This is a genomic window from Streptomyces sp. JLBG701, from assembly GCF_058544905.1.
This window is the reverse complement of record NZ_CM178588.1, coordinates 2,629,503-2,650,064: the sequence shown is the minus strand read 5'-3', so window position 1 is coordinate 2,650,064 and position 20,562 is coordinate 2,629,503. Positions and strand designations below refer to the sequence as shown.

At 70.8% G+C, this 20,562-nt stretch carries 20 protein-coding genes and 1 pseudogene; 17 read left to right on the top strand and 4 right to left on the bottom strand.

The features are described from left to right. Window positions 1-289: 289 nt before the first annotated feature. From pyrG to AC5DRG_RS12040, 15 genes and pseudogenes are all read left to right on the top strand, one after another. Window positions 290-1,957: a CTP synthase gene (gene pyrG, locus AC5DRG_RS12110; RefSeq protein ID WP_491813018.1), complete on the top strand. Its 1,668-nt coding sequence runs from the start codon at window positions 290-292 to the stop codon at window positions 1,955-1,957. Window positions 1,958-2,085: 128 nt separating this feature from the next. After that, window positions 2,086-2,712: an NUDIX domain-containing protein gene (locus AC5DRG_RS12105; protein ID WP_491810073.1), complete on the top strand. Its 627-nt coding sequence runs from the start codon at window positions 2,086-2,088 to the stop codon at window positions 2,710-2,712. A gap of 183 nt (window positions 2,713-2,895) precedes the next feature. Next, complete coding sequence (locus tag AC5DRG_RS12100; RefSeq protein WP_491810071.1) at window positions 2,896-4,965, top strand: tetratricopeptide repeat protein; 2,070 nt, start codon at window positions 2,896-2,898, stop codon at window positions 4,963-4,965. 134 nt (window positions 4,966-5,099) lie between these two features. Next, window positions 5,100-6,224 (top strand): alanine dehydrogenase, encoded by a 1,125-nt coding sequence (gene ald, locus AC5DRG_RS12095; RefSeq protein ID WP_491810069.1) that lies wholly within the window; start codon window positions 5,100-5,102, stop codon window positions 6,222-6,224. Window positions 6,225-6,625: 401 nt separating this feature from the next. After that, window positions 6,626-7,753 (top strand): ParA family protein, encoded by a 1,128-nt coding sequence (locus AC5DRG_RS12090; RefSeq protein ID WP_491810068.1) that lies wholly within the window; start codon window positions 6,626-6,628, stop codon window positions 7,751-7,753. Then, window positions 7,738-8,319 carry a hypothetical protein gene (locus tag AC5DRG_RS12085; RefSeq protein WP_491810066.1) on the top strand — a complete coding sequence of 194 codons (582 nt, stop codon included), beginning with the start codon at window positions 7,738-7,740 and terminating at the stop codon, window positions 8,317-8,319. Before AC5DRG_RS12090 ends, AC5DRG_RS12085 begins: the two co-directional genes overlap by 16 nt. An 18-nt stretch (window positions 8,320-8,337) precedes the next feature. After that, window positions 8,338-9,339 (top strand): segregation and condensation protein A, encoded by a 1,002-nt coding sequence (locus tag AC5DRG_RS12080; RefSeq protein WP_491810064.1) that lies wholly within the window; start codon window positions 8,338-8,340, stop codon window positions 9,337-9,339. Further along, window positions 9,336-9,986, top strand: a complete 651-nt coding sequence (gene scpB, locus AC5DRG_RS12075) for an SMC-Scp complex subunit ScpB (RefSeq protein ID WP_491810062.1) — start codon at window positions 9,336-9,338, stop codon at window positions 9,984-9,986. The genes AC5DRG_RS12080 and scpB overlap by 4 nt, the downstream gene beginning before the upstream one ends. 8 nt (window positions 9,987-9,994) lie before the next feature. Next, window positions 9,995-11,134, top strand: coding sequence for a pseudouridine synthase (locus tag AC5DRG_RS12070; RefSeq protein WP_491810060.1), 1,140 nt, complete (start codon window positions 9,995-9,997; stop codon window positions 11,132-11,134). A gap of 121 nt (window positions 11,135-11,255) precedes the next feature. Then, on the top strand, window positions 11,256-12,218 hold the full coding sequence (locus AC5DRG_RS12065; RefSeq protein ID WP_491810058.1) for a sigma-70 family RNA polymerase sigma factor: 963 nt from the start codon (window positions 11,256-11,258) through the stop codon (window positions 12,216-12,218). Next, window positions 12,215-12,769, top strand: a complete 555-nt coding sequence (locus AC5DRG_RS12060) for a TIGR03086 family metal-binding protein (protein WP_491810056.1) — start codon at window positions 12,215-12,217, stop codon at window positions 12,767-12,769. The genes AC5DRG_RS12065 and AC5DRG_RS12060 overlap by 4 nt, the downstream gene beginning before the upstream one ends. Window positions 12,770-12,834: 65 nt before the next feature. After that, on the top strand, window positions 12,835-14,244 hold the full coding sequence (locus tag AC5DRG_RS12055; RefSeq protein WP_491810054.1) for an MFS transporter: 1,410 nt from the start codon (window positions 12,835-12,837) through the stop codon (window positions 14,242-14,244). Between the two features lie 62 nt (window positions 14,245-14,306). Beyond that, a complete protein-coding gene (locus AC5DRG_RS12050) occupies window positions 14,307-15,038 on the top strand; it encodes an NUDIX hydrolase (protein ID WP_491810052.1) in 732 nt (243 codons plus the stop codon). Further along, entirely contained in the window at window positions 15,035-16,057 is a 1,023-nt protein-coding gene (locus tag AC5DRG_RS12045) for an ADP-ribosylglycohydrolase family protein (protein ID WP_491810051.1), read from the top strand. The genes AC5DRG_RS12050 and AC5DRG_RS12045 overlap by 4 nt, the downstream gene beginning before the upstream one ends. Window positions 16,058-16,060: 3 nt before the next feature. Then, window positions 16,061-16,349: pseudogene (locus AC5DRG_RS12040) on the top strand (DNA polymerase beta superfamily protein); the annotation flags it as partial. On the opposite strand, the gene AC5DRG_RS12035 reads toward AC5DRG_RS12040, so the two are convergent. Genes AC5DRG_RS12035 through AC5DRG_RS12020 form a run of 4 tightly spaced genes read right to left on the bottom strand, consistent with a single transcriptional unit; the run spans window position 16,308 to window position 18,785 of the window. Then, complete coding sequence (locus AC5DRG_RS12035) at window positions 16,308-17,063, bottom strand: nucleotidyltransferase domain-containing protein (RefSeq protein WP_491810049.1); 756 nt, start codon at window positions 17,061-17,063, stop codon at window positions 16,308-16,310. The pseudogene AC5DRG_RS12040 and the gene AC5DRG_RS12035 overlap by 42 nt on opposite strands. A gap of 22 nt (window positions 17,064-17,085) precedes the next feature. Next, window positions 17,086-17,493 (bottom strand): Rieske (2Fe-2S) protein, encoded by a 408-nt coding sequence (locus AC5DRG_RS12030; RefSeq protein WP_491810047.1) that lies wholly within the window; start codon window positions 17,491-17,493, stop codon window positions 17,086-17,088. Continuing rightward, a complete protein-coding gene (locus tag AC5DRG_RS12025) occupies window positions 17,490-18,074 on the bottom strand; it encodes a DUF6529 family protein (RefSeq protein ID WP_491810045.1) in 585 nt (194 codons plus the stop codon). The genes AC5DRG_RS12030 and AC5DRG_RS12025 overlap by 4 nt, the downstream gene beginning before the upstream one ends. A gap of 27 nt (window positions 18,075-18,101) precedes the next feature. Next, window positions 18,102-18,785, bottom strand: coding sequence for a hypothetical protein (locus AC5DRG_RS12020; RefSeq protein WP_491810043.1), 684 nt, complete (start codon window positions 18,783-18,785; stop codon window positions 18,102-18,104). A 238-nt stretch (window positions 18,786-19,023) separates the two neighbouring features. Between AC5DRG_RS12020 and aroH the strand changes: the two genes are divergently transcribed. Continuing rightward, the gene (gene aroH, locus AC5DRG_RS12015; protein WP_491810041.1) at window positions 19,024-19,386 is read left to right on the top strand and encodes a chorismate mutase; all 363 of its coding nucleotides are present in this window, start codon (window positions 19,024-19,026) and stop codon (window positions 19,384-19,386) included. After that, window positions 19,383-20,468, top strand: a complete 1,086-nt coding sequence (locus AC5DRG_RS12010) for a prephenate dehydrogenase (RefSeq protein WP_491810039.1) — start codon at window positions 19,383-19,385, stop codon at window positions 20,466-20,468. Before aroH ends, AC5DRG_RS12010 begins: the two co-directional genes overlap by 4 nt. The last annotated feature ends 94 nt before the right edge of the window (window positions 20,469-20,562 follow it).

Genomic DNA, 20,562 nt, shown 5'->3' with positions numbered 1-20,562 from the left:
TGTCCGAGCAGGATACGACGCACGTAGATGATCTGTGTGCCGCTCCGGGCAACGCGAGTGCGCCGATCGGGTGAGCGACGGGTGAGAGGCCAGTAAGCCACGCGGGCCTGTGTCGACGTATGTGCGGAGCGTGGCCGGAAGCCATCTCGTCCAGGCGCTGATACCCTGGTAGCCCGTGGACCGGTGGGCACGAAACCCCCGAACCGCAGCGACGGCACCCTCCGGAATTCTCCAGGATCGGCAGCCGCTCCGCACTCCAGACCGCGACCACGGGAGCCCCCTCTTGGCCATGACGCCCGCTGCTTTTCGAAACATTGCAGCCACGACGACCAAGCACATCTTCGTCACCGGGGGTGTCGCCTCCTCGCTCGGCAAGGGGCTCACCGCCTCCAGCCTCGGCATGCTGCTCAAGGCGCGCGGCCTGCGTGTGGTCATGCAGAAGCTCGACCCGTATCTCAACGTCGACCCGGGCACGATGAACCCCTTCCAGCACGGTGAGGTGTTCGTCACCAACGACGGCGCCGAGACCGACCTGGACATCGGCCACTACGAGCGTTTCCTCGACCGTGACCTGGACGGCTCGGCCAACGTCACCACCGGGCAGGTCTACTCGACGGTGATCGCCAAGGAGCGGCGCGGCGAGTACCTGGGCGACACCGTCCAGGTCATCCCGCACATCACCAACGAAATCAAGCATCGCATCCGCCGCATGGCGACGGACGAGGTCGACGTCGTGATCACCGAGGTCGGCGGCACGGTCGGCGACATCGAGTCGCTGCCGTTCCTGGAGACCGTCCGCCAGGTCCGGCACGAGGTCGGCCGGGACAACGTCTTCGTCGTTCACATTTCGCTCCTGCCGTACATCGGCCCCTCGGGAGAGCTGAAGACGAAGCCCACCCAGCACTCGGTTGCGGCCCTGCGGAACATCGGTATCCAGCCAGACGCGATCGTGCTGCGCTCCGACCGCGAGGTGCCCACCGCGATCAAGCGCAAGATCTCGCTCATGTGCGACGTCGACGAGTCCGCCGTGGTCGCCTGCCCCGACGCCAAGTCGATCTACGACATCCCCAAGACCGTGCACAGCGAGGGCCTCGACGCCTACGTCGTCCGCAAGCTGGACCTGCCCTTCCGTGATGTGGACTGGCGGACCTGGGACGACCTGCTCGACCGCGTCCACAACCCCAAGGACGAGATCACCCTCGCCCTGGTCGGCAAGTACATCGACCTGCCCGACGCCTACCTCTCGGTCACCGAGGCCCTCCGCGCGGGCGGCTTCGCCAACAAGGCCCGCGTGAAGATCAAGTGGGTCACCTCGGACGACTGCAAGACCCCGGCCGGCGCGAAGGCGCAGCTCGGCGACGTCGACGGCATCTGCATCCCGGGCGGCTTCGGCGACCGCGGTGTGCTCGGCAAGGTCGGCGCGATCCGCTACGCCCGCGAGAACAAGATCCCGTTGCTCGGCCTCTGCCTCGGCCTGCAGTGCATCGTGATCGAGGCCGCGCGCAACCTGGCCGACATCACCGACGCCAACTCCACCGAGTTCGACTCGGCCACCGCCCACCCGGTCATCTCCACGATGGCCGAGCAGCTCGACATCGTCGCCGGCGAGGGCGACATGGGCGGCACCATGCGCCTGGGCATGTACCCGGCGAAGCTGGCCGAGGGTTCCATCGTGCGCGAGGTGTACGACGGCAAGGAGTACGTCGAGGAGCGCCACCGGCACCGCTACGAGGTGAACAACGCCTACCGCGCGGAGCTGGAGAAGAAGGCGGGCATCCTCTTCTCGGGCACCTCCCCGGACGGCAAGCTCGTCGAGTACGTCGAATACCCGCGTGACGTCCACCCCTACCTGGTCGCGACCCAGGCCCACCCGGAGCTGCGCTCCCGTCCGACCCGCCCGCACCCGCTGTTCGCGGGCCTGGTGAAGGCCGCTGTCGCTCGTAAGACCGGCAAGTAACACGAGGGTTGTACGGTGGCCGGGGTGTGTGCGTTCAAGACGCGCGCACCCCGGCTTTCGCTTGTGCGCGGGTGGCCGATTCCTTTCGCCCGCCCGCGCTTTCCTTTGTACGTCTGGAAGGACAGGGCATGACGATCAAGGACACCCCGGAGGAGTGGGAGATCCGCGCGACCGCGACCCCCTTCGTGGGCAACAAGACCTCCGTCCGCACCGACGACGTGGTCATGCCCGACGGGTCGGTCGTCCGCCGCGACTACCAGGTCCACCCGGGCTCCGTGGCCGTCCTCGCCCTCGACGCGGAGGACCGGGTCATCCTCATCCGCCAGTACCGCCACCCCGTGCGCCAGAAGCTGTGGGAGATCCCGGCCGGCCTGCTCGACATCCCCGGCGAGAACCCGCTGCACGCCGCCCAGCGCGAGCTGTACGAGGAGGCGCACGTCAAGGCCGAGGACTGGCGGGTGCTGACCGACGTCTACACCACCGCGGGCGGCTGCGACGAGGCCGTACGCGTCTTCCTGGCCCGCGAGCTGTCCGAGGCCGAGGGGGAGCGCTTCGAGGTCGAGGACGAGGAGTCCGACATGGAGCACGCGCGCGTGCCCGTCGACGAGCTCGTACGGGGTGTCCTCGCGGGCGAGCTGCACAACAACTGCCTCGTCGTCGGTGTCCTCTCGCTGGTCGCCGCGCGGCAGGGCGACGGGCTCGACTCGCTGCGCCCCGCGGAGGCGCCGTGGCCGGCGCGTCCCTTCGAGTCCTGAGCCGACGCGTGCCACACCCGGCGCTTCAATGCCGGCGTTCCGGTGTGACGATCGCCTGATCCGATCGGGGGACGTCTCCGCCGCGCTCCGCCCGGATCGTCGCAGAGCGTGAACTAGGCTCTGGATATGCCCGAACCGGAGTCCCGGCGGGCTTGCGCGTGCAGTGGGACGGGAGTGTGGCCCGTGACGGATCAGGCGGTGGACACAGGCGGGGTGCGGGTGTCGGCAGCCGAGTGGCTCCCGTCCTCCACGGACAGTCAGTTCCTGGGCCGGACAAGAGAGTTGAAGGAACTGCGCGCCGACATCGAGCGCGCAGGCCTCGACACCCTCTCCGGAAAGAAGGCACCCCGCGCGCGCGTGCTCCTCATCGCGGGCAGGCCCGGCTCCGGCCGCACCGCCCTCGCCGAGGAGCTCGCGGCGCAGGTAGCGGACCGTTACCGGGACGGGGTGCTGCGCGCCCGCCTGAGTGAACCCGACGGCACGCCGGTGCCCATCGAGCGCACCGCCCGCGAACTCCTCACCGCCCTGGAACTGCCGACCCCGCCCGGCGCCGGTGACGACGACCTGGCCGAGGCCCTGCGTGCGGCCCTGGCCGACCGGCGTGTCCTGCTGCTGCTCGACGACGCGGCCGACGCGGAGCAGGTCGACGCCCTGCTGCCGGACACGCCCGAGTGCCTGGTCGTCGCCGTCTCCGGCGGCCCGCTGACCGGCATCGCGGACGTCCGCCCCTGCACGCTCGGCGGCCTCGACACCAAGTCGGCGGTGGAACTGCTGTCCCGGCGCATCGGCTCGGTCCGCGTCACGGTCGACCCGCGGGCCGCCGAGGACCTGGTCGAGGAGTGCCAGGCCCAGCCCGCCGCGCTGACGCTGGCCGGCGGCTGGCTCGCGGCCCGCCCGAAGGCGGCCGTCGCCGACCTCGCCAAGCAGCTGCACTCCGACGATGACGAGGGCACGCCTCTCAGCCGCGTCTTCCGGTTCGTCCACGCGTCCCTGCCCAGCGCCGCCGCCCGGACACTGCGGCTGCTCTCCCTCGCCCCGGCCGGCATCGTCGACCCGCACACCGCCTCCGCGCTGGCCGGCTGCTCGGTGAACGGCGCCCGCACGACACTGGACGAATTCACCGCCCTGGGACTCCTGCGCCGCGTGGCCTCACCGCTGCCGGAGTACGAGGTCCCCGGCTGTCTGCTGCCCCTGCTGAGCGCGCTCACCGAGACCCAGGACCGCCCCGCCGAGCTCCAGCTGGCCCGCGCCCGCATGCTGGAGCGGACCGTCCGGCTGCTGCAGTCGTGCCGCGCGATCACCGAGACCGACAGCCCCCAGGCCCGCGAGAAGCTCCTCGGCATGCCGCGCTCGCTGCGCTTCCCGAACCCGCGGGCCGCCGCCGACTGGCTGCAGGTCCGCCGGCCCGCCCTGCTGGCGTCCGCCCGGCTCGCGGTCGCCGACGGCGAGCTCGACACGCTGGCCCGCCGGCTGATGTCCCAGCTGGTGCGGGCGATGGTGGCGCACTGCGGCACCCAGGCGGCCGCGCCCGAGCTGTACGGCATCCACCGGCTCGTCCTCGACGTCGCCGAACGCCGGAACCTGCCCCGCGAGAAGGCCGCCGCGCTGCTGAACCTCGGCGACCTGGACGCCCAGACCGGCCGTACGACCGAGGCGCTGGCCCGCTATCGCGCCGCGCTGGACGCCGGACGCCAAGCAAATGATCCGTATGCGACCGGCCGCGCGATGGAATCCGTAGGCGGCGCGCACCAGGAGCTCGGGGACCACGACCGGGCCGCCGACTGGTTCGGCCGGGCCCTCGCCGAGCGGCTCGCGCGCGACGAGCGCGAGCACGCCGCCCGGCTGTACGGCCGTATCGCCGCCGTCCACACCTACGCGGGCCGCTACGGCGAGGCGCTGCGCAACTGGCGGGCCGCGGTCGCCGGGCACCGCAAGAACGGTGATGTGGCCGCCCAGGCAAGGGCGTTGAGCGAGCTGGCGCGGGTCCAGGAGTACGCGGGGCGGCCCGAGGAGTCGCTGCGCACCTGCCAGGAGGCGGTGGAGTGGGCGCGCCGCGCCGAGGACGTACGCCTGCAGGCGGCGCTGCAGCTCCGGCTCGCCGACACCCTGGAGCACCTCGGCGACCCGGCGTCGGCCCGGCTGCACCGGAGCGCGGCGCAGCGATTGCTTGGCGATGAGCTCCCGGACCGTGATCCAGAGGTGGAACAAGGCCCTAACGCCTGCGAAATCCGTAGTACATCCGTCGAAGATTGATGCATTGAAAGGCTAGACAGAGAGAACGCCTTCATTAGACTGGCTCTGCCGCACCTTCTCCTGCGGTGTATCCCGGTGCGTCCACGCACGGCCGGGTATGTCTTGCAATGCCCACACTCTCTGAGCCAAGGACCGTGATCGACGTGAAGGTCGGCATCCCCCGCGAGGTCAAGAACAACGAGTTCCGGGTGGCCATCACCCCCGCCGGTGTGCACGAGCTGGTGCGCAATGGCCACCAGGTCGTCATCGAGCAGGGCGCCGGTCTCGGCTCCTCGATCCCGGACGCCGAGTACGTCGCGGCGGGCGCGCAGATCCTGGCGACCGCGGACGAGGTGTGGGCCACCGCCGACCTGCTGCTCAAGGTCAAGGAGCCCATCGCGGAGGAGTACCACCGCCTCCGCAAGGACCAGACGCTCTTCACCTACCTGCACCTGGCCGCGTCCAAGGAGTGCACCGACGCGCTCATCGAGTCCGGCACCACGGCGATCGCATACGAGACCGTCGAGCTTCCCGGCCGCGCGCTGCCGCTGCTCGCCCCGATGTCCGAGGTGGCGGGCCGGCTCGCCCCGCAGGTCGGCGCCTACCACCTGATGCGCTCGGCCGGCGGCCGTGGCGTGCTCCCCGGTGGCGTGCCCGGCACCCAGCCCGCGAAGGCCGTCGTCATCGGCGGCGGCGTCTCCGGCTGGAACGCCACGCAGATCGCCGTCGGCATGGGCTTCCACGTCACACTGCTCGACCGCGACATCAACAAGCTGCGCGAGGCGGACAAGGTCTTCGGCACCAAGGTCCGCGCGATCATGTCCAACTCCTTCGAGCTGGAGAAGGCCGTCCTGGACGCCGACCTCGTCATCGGCGCCGTCCTCATCCCGGGCGCCAAGGCCCCGAAGCTGGTCACCAACGAGCTTGTTTCGCGGATGAAGCCGGGAAGTGTCCTTGTCGACATCGCGATCGATCAAGGTGGCTGCTTCGAGGACTCGCGTCCGACGACCCACGCCGAGCCGACGTTCGCGGTCCACAACTCGGTTTTCTACTGCGTCGCCAACATGCCCGGCGCGGTGCCCAACACGTCGACCTACGCGCTCACCAACGCCACGCTGCCGTACATCGTCGAGCTCGCCAACCGCGGCTGGGTCGAGGCGCTGCGCCGTGACGGCGCGCTCGCCAAGGGTCTCAACACGCATGACGGCAAGGTCGTTTACCGCGAGGTCGCCGAGGCGCACGGCCTGGAGCACGTGGAGCTGGAGTCCCTGCTCAGCTGACCTTCGTCGCCAAGTCGGCAGCGGGAAAAAGGCGATACGTCAACACAGGTCGTCAACACCGCCCACCCGGCCGGACCTTGCCCGACAAGGTCCGGCCGGATGTGTGTATGGTCACTTTGCGGCACTCGGTCAACTCGCCTCGAACGCAACCCTTGACCCGATTCGTACACCGGTGAAACCTGCCGTGCGACGGCCGTACGCCCTTGACAGAGGGATGTTTCATTGCCGACACATCCTGCCGGGTACGGCGGATTGTGTTGCTGCGAACGCCCGACACGCCATAGAGTCGCCAACCGTCGGCATGGTGCCACGCTGACCTATCGAGAAGTTTCCTGGTCACCAAGGAGGTAAGACGACTTGTGAATGAGTCGACATTTACTCCCGGGGGTGGTCAACCAGGAATGCCTGCACGGGGCCAGGGCCCCGCGGGGTTCGAGGCTGTCGGCTCTGTCGCTGTGCGTACCTTTGCAGCCCATCAGAGTCCGCAGGCGACTCGGACAGCACACCAGAGCATGGATGGCCATCACGTGAACGCCATGGCCGGCGACGGAAGTGGCGCGCCCCACAACCATTTCGCCGACTACGACGAACTGCCCGACGGGCACTTCTACGACCCCGACGCCGAATACGAGCCGGATCCCGAGTACGCGGCCACGCTCGCTCCCGACGCTGCCCGTCAGCGCCGTGAGCGCATCGGCCCGACCGGGCGCCCGCTGCCGTACTTCCCGATCCCGGGTCCGCTGACCGATCACGGCCCCGCGAAGATCATCGCGATGTGCAACCAGAAGGGTGGCGTCGGCAAGACGACGTCGACCATCAACCTGGGTGCCGCGCTCGCGGAGTACGGACGGCGCGTGCTGCTCGTGGACTTCGACCCGCAGGGCGCGCTGTCGGTCGGTCTCGGCGTCAACCCGATGGAGCTCGACCTCACCGTCTACAACCTGCTCATGGAGCGGGGCATGGCGGCCGACGAGGTGCTCCTGAAGACGGCGGTCCCCAACATGGACCTGCTGCCGAGCAACATCGACCTGTCCGCCGCCGAGGTCCAGTTGGTGTCGGAGGTCGCGCGCGAGTCCACGCTCCAGCGGGCGCTGAAGCCGCTGATGGCCGACTACGACTACATCGTGATCGACTGTCAGCCCTCGCTCGGCCTGCTCACCGTGAACGCCCTGACGGCGGCTCACAAGGTGATAGTGCCGCTCGAGTGCGAGTTCTTCGCCCTGCGTGGTGTCGCGCTGCTGACCGAGACCATCGAGAAGGTCCAGGAGCGGCTCAACCCGGAGCTGGAGCTCGACGGCATCCTCGCCACGATGTACGACTCGCGCACCGTGCACAGCCGTGAGGTGCTCGCGCGTGTCGTGGAGGCGTTCGACGACCACGTCTACCACACGGTCATCGGCCGGACGGTCCGCTTCCCGGAGACCACGGTCGCCGGCGAGCCGATCACCACGTACGCCTCCAACTCCGTCGGCGCCGCCGCCTATCGCCAGCTCGCCAGGGAGGTGCTCGCCCGGTGTCACGCCGAGTGAGTCTGCCGGGGGCCGACGAACTGTTCCGTACGACAGGGGGGATGGCGCTCCAGGCGTCAACTCCCCGGCGGGGGGCCAACGGCGAGGCCCGGGTGCCGGCTCCCGCGGGGGAGAGCGACTCGGCGGCGTCGGAGGACGCGCCGCAGTCGGTGCCCGCGCGGGGCGGTGACGGCGACGGGGCCGAACATGTGGCGTCGGACGCGGAGTCGGTCGATGCCGGGGAGTCCCGCATCCGGGCCGCCGCGGCGGAGCGCACCGCGCGACGTCAGGAGGCACAGGAAGGTTCTGCCGCCGCCGACGCGTCCGCGGCTCCGCGCAAGCGCGGCGGCGGCCGGTCCCCCTCGCGCCGCCCCAGCGGGCGCGAGCGGCACGACGAGAAGATCACCGTGTACGTCTCCGCCGAGGAACTCATGGATCTGGAGCACGCGCGTCTGGTGCTCCGGGGCGAGCACGGCCTCGCCGTCGACCGCGGCCGGATCGTCCGTGAGGCGGTCGCCGTCGTACTGGCCGATCTGGAGTCCCGTGGAGACGCGAGCATTCTCGTACGACGGTTGCGCGGGCGGTAGCGGTAGCCTGCGACGGCTATGACCTCGAACGACCTTCCCGTCTCCGGCGCCCCCGCCGGCCGTCGGCGTGCGCTGGGGAAGGGACCGGGTTCGGATCCGGAGCCCGAGGTCGTCGTAGCGGCTCCCGAGCCCGAGGTTGTCGTACCTGAGCCGGAATCGCCCGCGGCCGAAGTGGCCGAGCTGCCCGCTGAACAGCCCGAAGAGCCGGATGACGGTGTCTTCAAGGTGCGGCTCGCCAACTTCGAGGGGCCCTTCGACCTGCTTCTCCAGCTGATCTCGAAGCACAAGCTCGATGTCACCGAGGTCGCACTGTCCAAGGTCACCGACGAGTTCATGGTGCACATCAGGGCGATGGGTCCTGACTGGGACCTGGACCAGACGACCGAGTTTCTCGTGGTCGCGGCCACCCTGCTCGATCTGAAGGCGGCCCGGCTGCTGCCCGCCGCCGAGGTGGAGGACGAGGCCGACCTCGCGCTTCTCGAAGCCCGTGACCTGCTGTTCGCGCGGCTGCTGCAGTACCGGGCCTACAAGCAGATCGCCGACATCTTCAACCACCGGCTCGAAGAAGAGGCCCGGCGCTATCCCCGCACCGTCGGACTGGAACCCCACCACGCCGAGCTGCTGCCCGAGGTGGTCATCAGCATCGGCCCGGAAGGGTTCGCGAAGCTCGCCGTGAAGGCGATGCAGCCCAGGCCCAAGCCGCAGGTGTACATCGACCACATCCACGCGCCGCTGGTCAGCGTGCAGGAGCAGGCCGGGATCGTGGTCGCGCGGCTCAGGGAGCTCGGCGAGGCCAGCTTCCGCACGCTCGTCGAGGACACCGACGACACCCTCACGGTCGTAGCGCGCTTCCTGGCCCTCCTTGAGCTGTACCGGGAGAAGGCCGTGGCGCTCGACCAGGAGACCGCGCTCGGCGATCTGATCGTGCGGTGGACCGGTGGGGAGGGCGGAGTCGAGCCCATGGTCACCGACGAGTTCGACCGGCCGCCCGAGCCGCCCAAGGAGGAGAAGAAGGCGTGAGCGAGGAGACCACTGACGTACCCGCGGGCCTGCGTACCGTCGCGGACCTCGACCTCAAGCCCGCCCTGGAGGCGGTCCTCATGGTCGTCGACGAGCCCGCGACCGAGGAACACCTCTCCAAGATCCTCCAGCGGCCCAAGCGGCGGATCGGGGACGCGCTGCGCGAGCTGGCCGACGAGTACGCCGTGCAGGGGCGGGGCTTCGAGCTGCGGCTCATCGCCGGCGGCTGGCGTTTCTACAGCCGGCCCGAGTACGCGGCGGCCGTCGAGGGCTTCGTGCTCGACGGGCAGCAGGCCCGGCTCACCCAGGCGGCGCTGGAGACGCTCGCGGTGGTCGCGTACCGCCAGCCGGTCAGCCGTAGCCGGGTTTCGGCCGTGCGCGGAGTCAACTGTGACGGCGTGATGCGGACCCTCCTCCAGCGCGGTCTGGTCGAGGAGGCGGGCACGGAACCCGAAACAGGTGCGATCCTGTACACGACGACGAACTACTTTCTGGAGCGGATGGGCCTGCGAGGCCTGGACGAGCTCCCGGAGCTCGCGCCCTTCCTCCCGGAGGCGGAGGCGATCGAGGCCGAGACCCAGGAAGGGGTCCCGTCGTTCGACCCGGACGCACCCGATGCGCCCGGTGCAGACGACGCAGACGACTAGACGGAACTTTGATGCGAAGCAGCGGCAGCGGCAAGAGTGGCGGGACCGGCGGGCGCGGTGGCAACAACCGCGGTGGCAGTAGCCGCGGGGCCGGCAACAGCGGTGGCAACAACCGCGGTGCCGGCAACAACCGGGACCAGAAGCAGGGGCAGGGCCAGGCCCCGGGCCGCCCCAGCAAGCCCCGCCCCGAGGAGCGCCGCTACGACGTGGGCCCCGCCGGGAGCCATGAGGGTCCGAAGTCCGGGCGCGGCGCCTCCGCGCGCGGTGGCGCCAAGGGCGGGCCCAAGCAGGGCCAGACCGGCGGGCGGGGGCGCTGGGCGCCGGCCACCTCCCGTGAGTACGACGCGCGGGCCGAGGAGCGCAACCGCGAGCGGTACGCGAACAAGAAGGACGTCAAGCTGCCCAAGACCTTCCCCGGCGCCGAGCAGGAGGGCGAGCGGCTCCAGAAGATCCTCGCGCGCGCCGGCTACGGCTCCCGGCGTGCCTGCGAGGAGCTCATCGAGCAGGCGCGCGTCGAGGTCAACGGCGAGATCGTCCTGGAGCAGGGGCAGCGGGTCGACCCCGAGCACGACGAGATCAAGGTCGACGGGCTGACCGTGGCCACGCAGTCGTACCAGTTCTTCTCGCTGAACAAGCCGGCCGGTGTCGTCTCGACCATGGAGGACAACGAGGGCCGTCAGTGCCTCGGTGACTACGTGACGAACCGCGAGACGCGGCTCTTCCACGTCGGACGGCTCGACACCGAGACCGAGGGCGTCATCCTGCTCACCAACCACGGCGAGCTGGCGCACCGGCTGACCCACCCCAAGTACGGCGTGAAGAAGGTCTACCTCGCGCACATCGTGGGCCCGATCCCGCGCGACCTGGGCAAGCGGCTCAAGGACGGCATCCAGCTGGAGGACGGGTACGCGCGTGCGGACCACTTCCGCGTCGTCGAGCAGACCGGCAAGAACTACCTCGTCGAGGTCACCCTCCACGAGGGCCGCAAGCACATCGTGCGCCGCATGCTCGCCGAGGCCGGCTTCCCGGTCGACAAGCTGGTGCGCGTCGCCTTCGGCCCGATCACCCTGGGCGACCAGAAGTCGGGCTGGCTGCGCCGCCTGTCCAACACCGAGGTCGGGATGCTCATGAAGGAAGTCGACCTGTAGATCACTCCGTAGGTCACTTCTTGCGGCACGCACGCGTGGAGGCCGGTTCCGGACTCGTCCGGGGCCGGCCGATTCGTTTTCGCCTTCCCGCCGGTCTGTATCGGTGACGGAGGGAGCGGGCATGGCTGCGACGGCGACGGACCGCGACGAGTTCGTACGGCTGACCGACCCGTACCGGCGCGAGTTGCTCGCGCACTGCTACCGGATGCTGGGCTCGGTCGACGAGGCCGAGGACCTGGTCCAGGAGACCTATCTGCGGGCCTGGCGGTCCTACGACGGCTACGAGGGCCGGGCGTCCCTGCGGACCTGGCTCCACCGGATCGCCACCAACACGTGTCTGACGGCGCTGGAGAGCCGTACGCGCCGTCCGCTGCCCTCGGGGCTCGGCGGGCCCTCCGAGGCGCCTGAGGAGCCGCTGAGGGCCCCTGCGGGGGACGTTCCGTGGCTCCAGCCGCTGCCCGACGCGCTTGTCGACCCCGCGACCGTCGTGGCCGCTCGCGGCAGCCTGCGGCTCGCGCTCGTCGCCGCGCTCCAGAACCTGCCCGCGCGCCAGCGCACCGTGCTCATCCTGCGGGACGTGCTGGCCTGGCGGGCCCCCGAGGTCGCCGCGCTGCTCGGGACGTCCACGGCGGCCGTGAAGAGCACCCTCCAACGCGCGCGTGCCCGCCTCGACGAACTGGCCCCCGACGAGGACCTCGTCGTGGAGCCGGACGGCGCCGCCGACCGCGAGGTGCTCGACCGGTACGTCGCCGCCTTCGAGCACGCCGACATGGACGCGCTCCTCGCGCTGCTCCGGGACGAGGTCGAACTGGAGATGCCGCCCTACCTGGAGTGGTTCAGCGGCAGGAAGGACGTGCTGGGGTTCCTGGCGGCGCGGGTGGGCGAGAAGGGCCGTATCCGGATGCTGCCCACGCGCGCGAACGGGCAGCCGGCCGTGGCGATGTACGAGTGGTGCGCGGACGGTGTCTTCCGGGCGCACTCGATGCAGGTGCTCACGGTGGCAGGGCGGGGCGTCGCGCGCATCACCGTCTTCCTCGGGGCGGGACTGTTCGACCGCTTCGGGATGCCCGAGGTGCTCTCGTGAACTCCGGTGAGCTGCTGGAGCGTTCGCTCGCCTACGCGCTGGTGGCCGTCGCAGGCGTGGCGCCCGGCAGTCTGAGCCGGGCCACCCCCTGTGCGCAATGGGACCTGGGGGAGCTGCTCGGGCACCTCGACGACTCTCTCGACGCGCTGTACGAGGGGGTGACGGGCGGAGCGATCGGCCCGTTCCCCGGTGGCGCCGAGCCCGATCTCGCGTGCGGATTCCGGCGGCGGGCGTGTGCGCTGCTCGGTGCCTGGACGGCCGGGCCGCCCGACCGGGTGCTGGTGGGTGAGCGGGCGCTGGACGTGCGGGTGATGGCCGCCGTCGGCGCCGTGGAGATCGCCGTGCACGGGTGGGACGTGGCCCAGGCCTGCGGGCGGCCACGGCCCATTCCGGCCGCCCTCGCGGCCGAGCTGCTGCCGGTCGCGCGGTGCGTGGTCGCCGAGGAGGACCGGGGGGTGCGCTTCGCGGTGCCGGTCGAGGTGCCGCCGTACGGGCGCCCTGACGACCGGCTCCTCGGCTTCCTGGGGCGGCGCGATTCCTTTCCGGGGTGAGCCCGGTCTGCCTTCCGTGAGTGACCCTCGCGAATCCCCGCGAATACTCACGAAAGGTAACCATCATGACCGACACCGTGCGCGTCCCCGTCCGAAAGCCTCCCGGCGAACAGGCGCCCCCACGGCGTGTGTGGACCGTGGCGCTCGCCGGGGTCGGTGCGCTGCTGTGCTCCCTCGACGTCGTGGTCGTCGCCACCGCGCTGCCCGCGCTCCAGGCCGACTTCGGAGCGAGCCTGTCCGACCTGGAATGGACGATCAACGCCTACAACCTCGTCTTCGCCTGCCTCACCCTGACCGGCGCCGCACTCGGCGACCGCTTCGGACGGCGCCGCATGTACGTCGTCGGACTCGCCGTCTTCACCCTGGCCTCCGCCGCAGCGGCCCTCGCGGACGGCACAGGTCAGCTCATCGGCGCGCGCGTGCTGCAAGGAGCCGGGGCCGCCGTCCTGCTGCCGCTCACCCTCACCCTGATCAGCGACGCTTTCCCGGCCGAGAAGCGGGGCGTGGCGATCGGCGTGTGGGGCGGGGTGACCGGGCTGGGCGTCGCGGCCGGACCCGTGCTCGGCGGGGCCGTCACCGAGGGCCTGTCCTGGCAGTGGATCTTCTGGCTGAACGTGCCGATCGGCCTCGCGATGCTTCCCCTGGCCGCCACGAAACTCCGCGAGAGCTATGGATCGCGACCCCAACTCGACATCGTGGGCCTGGTGTTGGCGGCTATCGGTCTGACGGGCCTGGCCTGGGCCCCGGTGCGGGCGCCCGAGGCGGGGTGGGGGAGCGCCGAGGTGACCGGCGCGCTGGCGCTCGGGGCCGTGTTCGTGGCGGCGTTCCTCGGGTGGGAGCGCAAGGGTGCCCGTTATCCGATGCTGCCCCTCGCGTACTTCCGCCGACGCGGATTCTCCACCGCCAACGGCGCGGCCTTCCTGCTGTTCGGATCGCTGCTCGGTGCGCTCTTCATGATCACCCAGCTCTTCCAGCTCGGGCTCGGCTACTCGCCCCTGGAGGCGGGTGTACGCATCCTCGTCTGGAACGCCATGCCCCTGCTCGTCGCCCCGCTCGCGGGCGCCCTCGCCGACCGCTTCGGAACCCGCCCCTTCATGCTGGGCGGCATGCTCCTGATGGCCCTGGGGCTCGCCCTGCTGGCCCGCCAGGTCGAACCCGAAGTCGCCTACGGCAGCCTCGTCGTCCCGCTGATCATCGCGGGCGTCGGCATCTCCATGGTGTTCCCCAGCGTGGCCAACGCCGTGACCTCCTCCGTACCGCCGGCCGACGCGGGCGTCGCGGCCGGCGTCAACAACGCGCTGCGCGAACTGGGCGGAGTCTTCGGGATCGCCGCCGCCGCGGCCGTGTTCACAACGTACGGCGGCTACGGCTCACCGGAGACGTTCCTCGACGGATGCGGTCCGGCGCTGTGGGTCATGGCGGGTGCGGCGGGGGCCGGGGCGGTGGTGGCGGCGTTCGCACCGGGACGTGACTAGGGGTTGTGCCGATGCACCCGCCCTCTTTATAGTCGTACTGACTATTAAGGGGGCGGGCGCGCATGGGCCAGAACGAGAAGGCCTACGACAAGTACGCCCACGAGCCCTTCGCCGTCACCGTCGACCTCGCCGTCCTGACCCTCCGCGCGGGCGGCCTGCACGTGCTGCTCGTCGAGCGCGGACAGGAGCCGTACGCCGGCCGCTGGGCGCTCCCCGGTGGCTTCGTGCTGCCGGACGAGTCGGCGGAGACGGCGGCCCGGCGTGAACTCGCCGAGGAGACCGGCCTGTCGGACGTTTCCGGGCTGCACCTGGAACAGCTGCGGACCTACAGCGAACCCGACCGCGACCCCCGGATGCGGGTCGTGTCCGTCGCCTTCGCCGCGCTGCTCCCGGACCCTCCCGAGCCGCACGGCGGGGGCGACGCGGCGCAGGCCCGCTGGCTGCCGTACGTCGCGGTCGGGCCGCTCGCCTTCGATCACGACCGGATCCTGGCCGACGCCCACGAACGCGTCGGCGCCAAGCTCGAATACACCTCCCTCGCCACCGCCTTCTGCCCGCCCGAGTTCACCCTCGGCGAGCTCCAGCAGGTGTACGAGACCGTGTGGGGCACCGCTCTCGACCGGCCCAATTTCCGGCGCAAGGTGCTTGCCACGCCGGGCCTCGTCGAACAGGTCCCGGGCGCCGCCCGCCTGACAGGTGGCCGAGGCAAACCGGCCGCGCTGTACCGCGCGGGCGCCGCCACCACCCTGCACCCGCCGCTGCTCCGACCGTCCCGGGAAGGACGCCCCGCATGACCACCACGACCGTCGCCAAGCGCGCTGCCACGGGAGCGCTCACCGGACTCGCCCTCGGGGACGCCCTCGGCTTCCCGACCGAGTTCAACGACATCCCGTCGATCCTCGCCAAGTTCGGCCCCTGGCGGGAGATGCGGCTGCCGAGGCCCGCGATCGTCACCGACGACACGCAGATGACGCTGGCGCTGGGGAGAGGGCTGCGGACGGCCATGGACCGGGGGGTGCTGGCGCCTGCCGGGATGGCCGAGGCCGTGCGGCGGGAGTTCATCGCCTGGAACCGCTCCCCGGACAACAACCGGGCCCCCGGCACCACCTGCCTGAGGGCCTGCGAGCTGCTGGAGGACCCGGACCGGCGCTGGCAGGACGCCAGCCAGATCGGCTCCAAGGGCTGCGGCGCCAACATGCGCGTCGCGCCCATCGGGCTCGTCCCCGGTCTGAGCGACGAACAGCGCGCGGGCGCCGCCCAGTTGCAGTCCGCTCTCACGCACGGGCATCCGACGGCACTGGCCGCGTCCGACCTCACGGCACACGCCGTACGGCTGCTCGCGCAGGGCGCCGAGCCGACCGGACTCGTCGGACTGCTCCGGTCGTACGCCTACGAGAACCGCGCCCAGTACCACCACCGTTGGCTCGGCGACCTGTGGACGCGCAGCCAGGACCCCACCGCCGAGCACTTCATCACACGCGGCTGGGACGAGTGCCTGGCGATCCTCGACCGGCTCCAGGACGCCGTGCGCACGGTCTCGCCCGAGATCGACCCCTGTCTCGCCACCGGCGCGGGCTGGATCGCCGAAGAGGCCCTGGCGACCGGGCTGTTGTGCTTCCTGCTCTTCGTCGACGAGCCGGTGACGGCACTGCGCCGCGGCGCCTGTACGTCCGGTGACTCGGACTCGATCGCCTGCCTGGCGGGCGCCTTCGCGGGCGCGTACCTCGGCACGGACGCCTGGCCGACCGAGTGGGCCGACCGCATCGAGTACCGGGGGGACCTGGTCGCTCTCGGGGCGCTTTGGGACGCTTGAGGAATGATCGACGCCCTGGACATCGACCTGAAGCCCGTGGTGGCGGAGCAGCCCGACCCCGTGCGAGCCGGAGGAGACCCGGTCCCGGATGTGGGACCGGGAGGGCGTCGAGATGGACCTCGTCACGCACGACCTGCGCAAGTTCGTACGGCTGATGCTGCGGCGCAACGGCTACGTGCTGGAGCAGCTGCTCTCGCCCCTGGTCGTGCACACCACCGACGTCCACCGGGAGGACGAGGCGCAGAGCGCTTCAATGTTGCCGGACGCCCCGGCCGGGTACGACGCTCTGCACGACCTCGTCGTACGGGTCCGCCTGGAGGACTGAGGCGCGGCGGGTGCGGATCAGGAAGTCCTCGACGCGGCGCAGGTCCGGTTCGGCCGGCAGGGGGCTGTGGTGGGAGGCGTCCTCCGCCTCGGCGGACAGGCGCGTCATCCACGACTCGACCTCCGGCCACGGGACCTCGCCGCGCTTCACCGCGAGCAGGGGTTCGCGCTGGTCTCCCACGTCGATCGTCAGCCCGCCCGTGCGCAGCAGGTCGCGGCAGGTCATCAGGAGACGTAGGAGGTGCATCGCGTGCTTCCAGCGCGGGGCGCCGTGGGCGCGGACGTCGGCGTCCAGCTTCTTGCGCTGGCCGAGCGCGTAGCGGGCGAACGTGTCGTGCGCCCGGCGGGAGAGGAACGCCCCGCGCAGGGACAGGAGTTCGCGGCCCGTGCCGTCGACGTACTCGACGAGAGGGGAGTGCAGGCACTCCAGGATGTTCGGGTTCGCGCGCAGTGCCAGCTCGCAGAAGCGCTCCAGCTCCCAGCCGAACTGCTCCTCGCCCGGGCCCTCGACGTGCGTCGGCGGCTTCTCGAAGCGCCAGAAGAGGGGAGTGGGCGCGAGGAACACCCCGCGCCGGTCCGTGTCGCTGCCGTCCGTCGCCAGACCGAAGGCGCGCGATCCCATCACGCAGGCGTAGATGGTGTGGTCGCGCACCAGGTCGAGGTTCGGGTCCGTCTGGGGCATGTACGGGAGCGTACGGCCCAGGTCACGCGAGGCGGATCGAATTTCCGTCCACCGTGATCTGCTGCTCGGGCAGGGGCTTCGTCGCCGGCGGGTTGGCCACCGAGCCGTCGGTGATGCTGAACTTGCTGCCGTGGCAGTTGCAGTTGATCGTGCCGTCCGAGACGCTCGCCACCAGGCACTGCTGGTGCGTGCAGATCGACGAGAAGGCCTTGAACTCGCCCTCCTTCGGCTGGGTCACCACGACCTTCTCGTCCTTGAAGATCTTGCCGCCGCCGACCGGGATGTCGGCCGTCGTGGCCAGCTCCTGGCCGGCGGAGGCGCTCACGGTCGAGGAGCCGCTGTCTTCGTCGCCGTACTCGCTGCAGCCCACGAGGAGCGCCGCCGCGCCCGTCGCGAGAAGAACCGTGCGCCGCGTCGGGTCAGGGGTCATGTCGTTACTCCGAAGGTGCGGAAGAACCAGAGGGCGGAAGTCAGCCAGACGATCGTGAGGGCGGTGAAGACGAGACCGCCGATGATTGGCAGCACCCAGCCGGGAAGTCGCTCCCAGCGGAGCAACAGCATTTTTGCACTGAATGCGCCGAAGAAGAAGCAACCCAGGATGGAGTGCCAGAAAACGCGCGTTTCGTACGTCTGGTAGCCCAGCGCGTACAGGCAGTGCACCGCGACGGGGACGGCCACCAGGAACGCCACCCGGCCCGACCAGCGGTGCAGCGTCGACGACCAACTCGGGCCCCGCAGCTTCCCGTAGACCATGAGCGCCGAGACGACCTGGACGATCGCGAAGAAGATCGCGGCCGTCGCCAGCCATGACTTCACGGCTCCCGTGCTGCTGAATCCGGCCAGGTTGAAGGCGGTTCCCGCCGGGTCGTGCACCTTGCCGTACACGCCGAGGGCCACCGCCACGGCGGCGGCGACCAGCGCCGGGACGAGATAGCGGGCGGGGTGCGGGCCGCGCTGCGCGGGCGGGGGAGAAGGGAATCCCTGAGTCATGGCGTTCGGGTCGACGGTCATATCGGCTCCCTGGAGCGGACGAGGCGGTCAGGGGGTGACGGGCCGTGCGGTGAGCTCTTGTCCGTCGACCGTCACGGTGAGGGTCTCCGGGTCGATCTCGGGTGCCGCCGAGGGTTCGCCGTCGCGGGTGACGATGCCGACCTGGCGGCGGCCGTCGGGCGGCAGCACGATCCAGCCGCCGTCGACCTTGGCGCCGCGCACCGTGGCCGTCGCCCGGTAGAGACCGGAGGGCTTGAGGGCCTTCTGCGCGGTGAACTTGTAGCTGCCGCCACCGACGGCGACGGTGCCGCTGATGCGCTTGCCCTCCTTGAGGGTGCCGTTCAGTTCGGCGCCGTTCTCACCGGTGAGCTTCATGGTGCCGTCGTCCTTGACGTCGCCCTTGAGCCAGGCCTCCTTGGTGCGGCCGTCGCAGTAGTAGGCGACCGCCTTGCCGTCGCGCAGGGTCACGGCGACGGCGGCGGAGTCGTCGTCGGTGCGGCCCGCGTAGTCGGCGTTCGGCACGGGTGTCTTCGACGGTGTCGGTGACGGTGTGGTCTTGGCGGGCGTCGGCGTGGCCGCCTTGCTCGGCGACACCGAGGCGGCTGGGTTCTGTTTTGGTGAGTCCTGCTGCGAGGACGCGTTCTTCGTCCCCGTGGTCGCGTTGAGCGACAGCATGAACACGCCGAGTACCAGTCCCGCGAGCAGAGTGAACAGCGGTCCGGAGCGCTTCAATTCGGGCCTCCCCCGAGAGCTTCCTGCCATGAGAGCGGACCGGCGGCCCCGGCGTCCAGAGGCGCACTGGGGGTTTCTGACCCCAAGTAGCAGAATGGGGCAGTTCGAGTGACATTGGCATGGTTCGAGCCAGGTGGACCGCCGTCTCAGCGGGCGGGCGCCGTACGCCGGTCCGGCGGGGGCTGACTAGGCTGGACGGTCGAAGAGCCGAGTACGTACATCAGCGAGGAGCAGAGCCGTGGCGGTACGAGCGGTCCGGGGCGCCGTCCAACTCGAAGTGGACGAGGCCGGCCACATGGACGAGCAGGTCGGAGCCCTGCTCACCGCCATCCTGGAGCGGAACGACCTCGGCGCCGACGACCTGATCAGCATCTGGTTCACGGCGACGCCCGACCTGCACAGCGACTTCCCGGCGGCCGCCGCACGCAAGCTCGGCATCGTCGACGTGCCGCTGATCTGCGCCCAGGAACTCGACATCGCGGGCGCCATGCCCCGCGTCGTCCGCGTCCTCGCGCACATAGAGTCCGACAAACCCCGCGCCGACATCGCGCACGTCTACCTCGGCACCGCGGCCGCCCTGCGCAAGGACATCGCGCAGTGAGGACCGCCCTGGTCATCGGCACGGGCCTCATCGGTACGTCCGCCGCCCTCGCCCTCGTCTCCCGCGGCGTCGTCGTCTACCTCGCCGACCACGACCCGGAGCAGGCCCGTACGGCGGCCGCGTTCGGCGCCGGCACGGACGAGGATCCCGAAGGACCGGTCGACCTCGTGATCGTCGCCGCCCCGCCCGCCCACGTGGCCGGCGTCCTCGCCGACGCCATGCGCCGAGGTCTGGCCCGCGGCTACCTCGACGTGGCCAGCGTCAAGGGCGGCCCGCGCCGCGAGCTGGAGGCCCTCGGCCTCGACCTGTCCTCGTACATCGGCACGCACCCCATGTCGGGCCGTGAGAAGTCCGGCCCGCTGGCCGCGACGGGCGACCTGTTCGAAGGCCGCCCCTGGGTGCTGACCCCGACCCGTGACACGGACACCGAGGTTCTGAACCTGGCCCTGGAGCTGGTCTCGCACTGCCGGGCCGTGCCGGTTGTCATGGACGCCGACGCCCACGATCGCGCTGTCGCGCTCGTCTCCCACATGCCTCACCTGGTCTCCAGCATGGTCGCCGCGCGGCTGGAGAACGCGTCGGAGGCCGCCGTACGACTGTGCGGGCAGGGCATACGCGACGTGACCCGGATCGCCGCCTCCGACCCCTCGATGTGGATCGACATCCTCTCCGCGAACCCGGGGCCGGTCGCAGACCTCCTCACCGACGTGTCCGCCGACCTCGACGAGACGGTTCAGGCGCTGCGGGCCCTTCAGTCCTCCGACGAGGCGAAGCGGCGTGAGGGCGCCGGCGGTATCGAGGACGTTCTGCGCCGGGGCAATGCCGGGCAGGTCCGTGTGCCCGGCAAGCACGGGACCGCTCCGCGGGTGTACGAGGTCGTGGCTGTGTTGATCGACGACCAGCCGGGACAGTTGGCGCGGATCTTCGCGGATGCGGGGATGGCGGGGGTCAACATCGAGGACGTACGGATCGAGCACGCGACCGGGCAGCAGGCCGGGTTGGTTCAGCTGATCGTGGAGCCGAAGGCCGCGCCCGTGCTTACCGCTTCGCTGAAGGAGCGGGGCTGGGCGATTCGGCAGTAGGTCGCGTTCCGGTCGGTGCTGGTGCGGGCCGTTGCTGGGGGCTGCGCCCCCAGACCCCCGCTTCGGCCCTGAAGGGGCCTCGTCCTCAAACGCC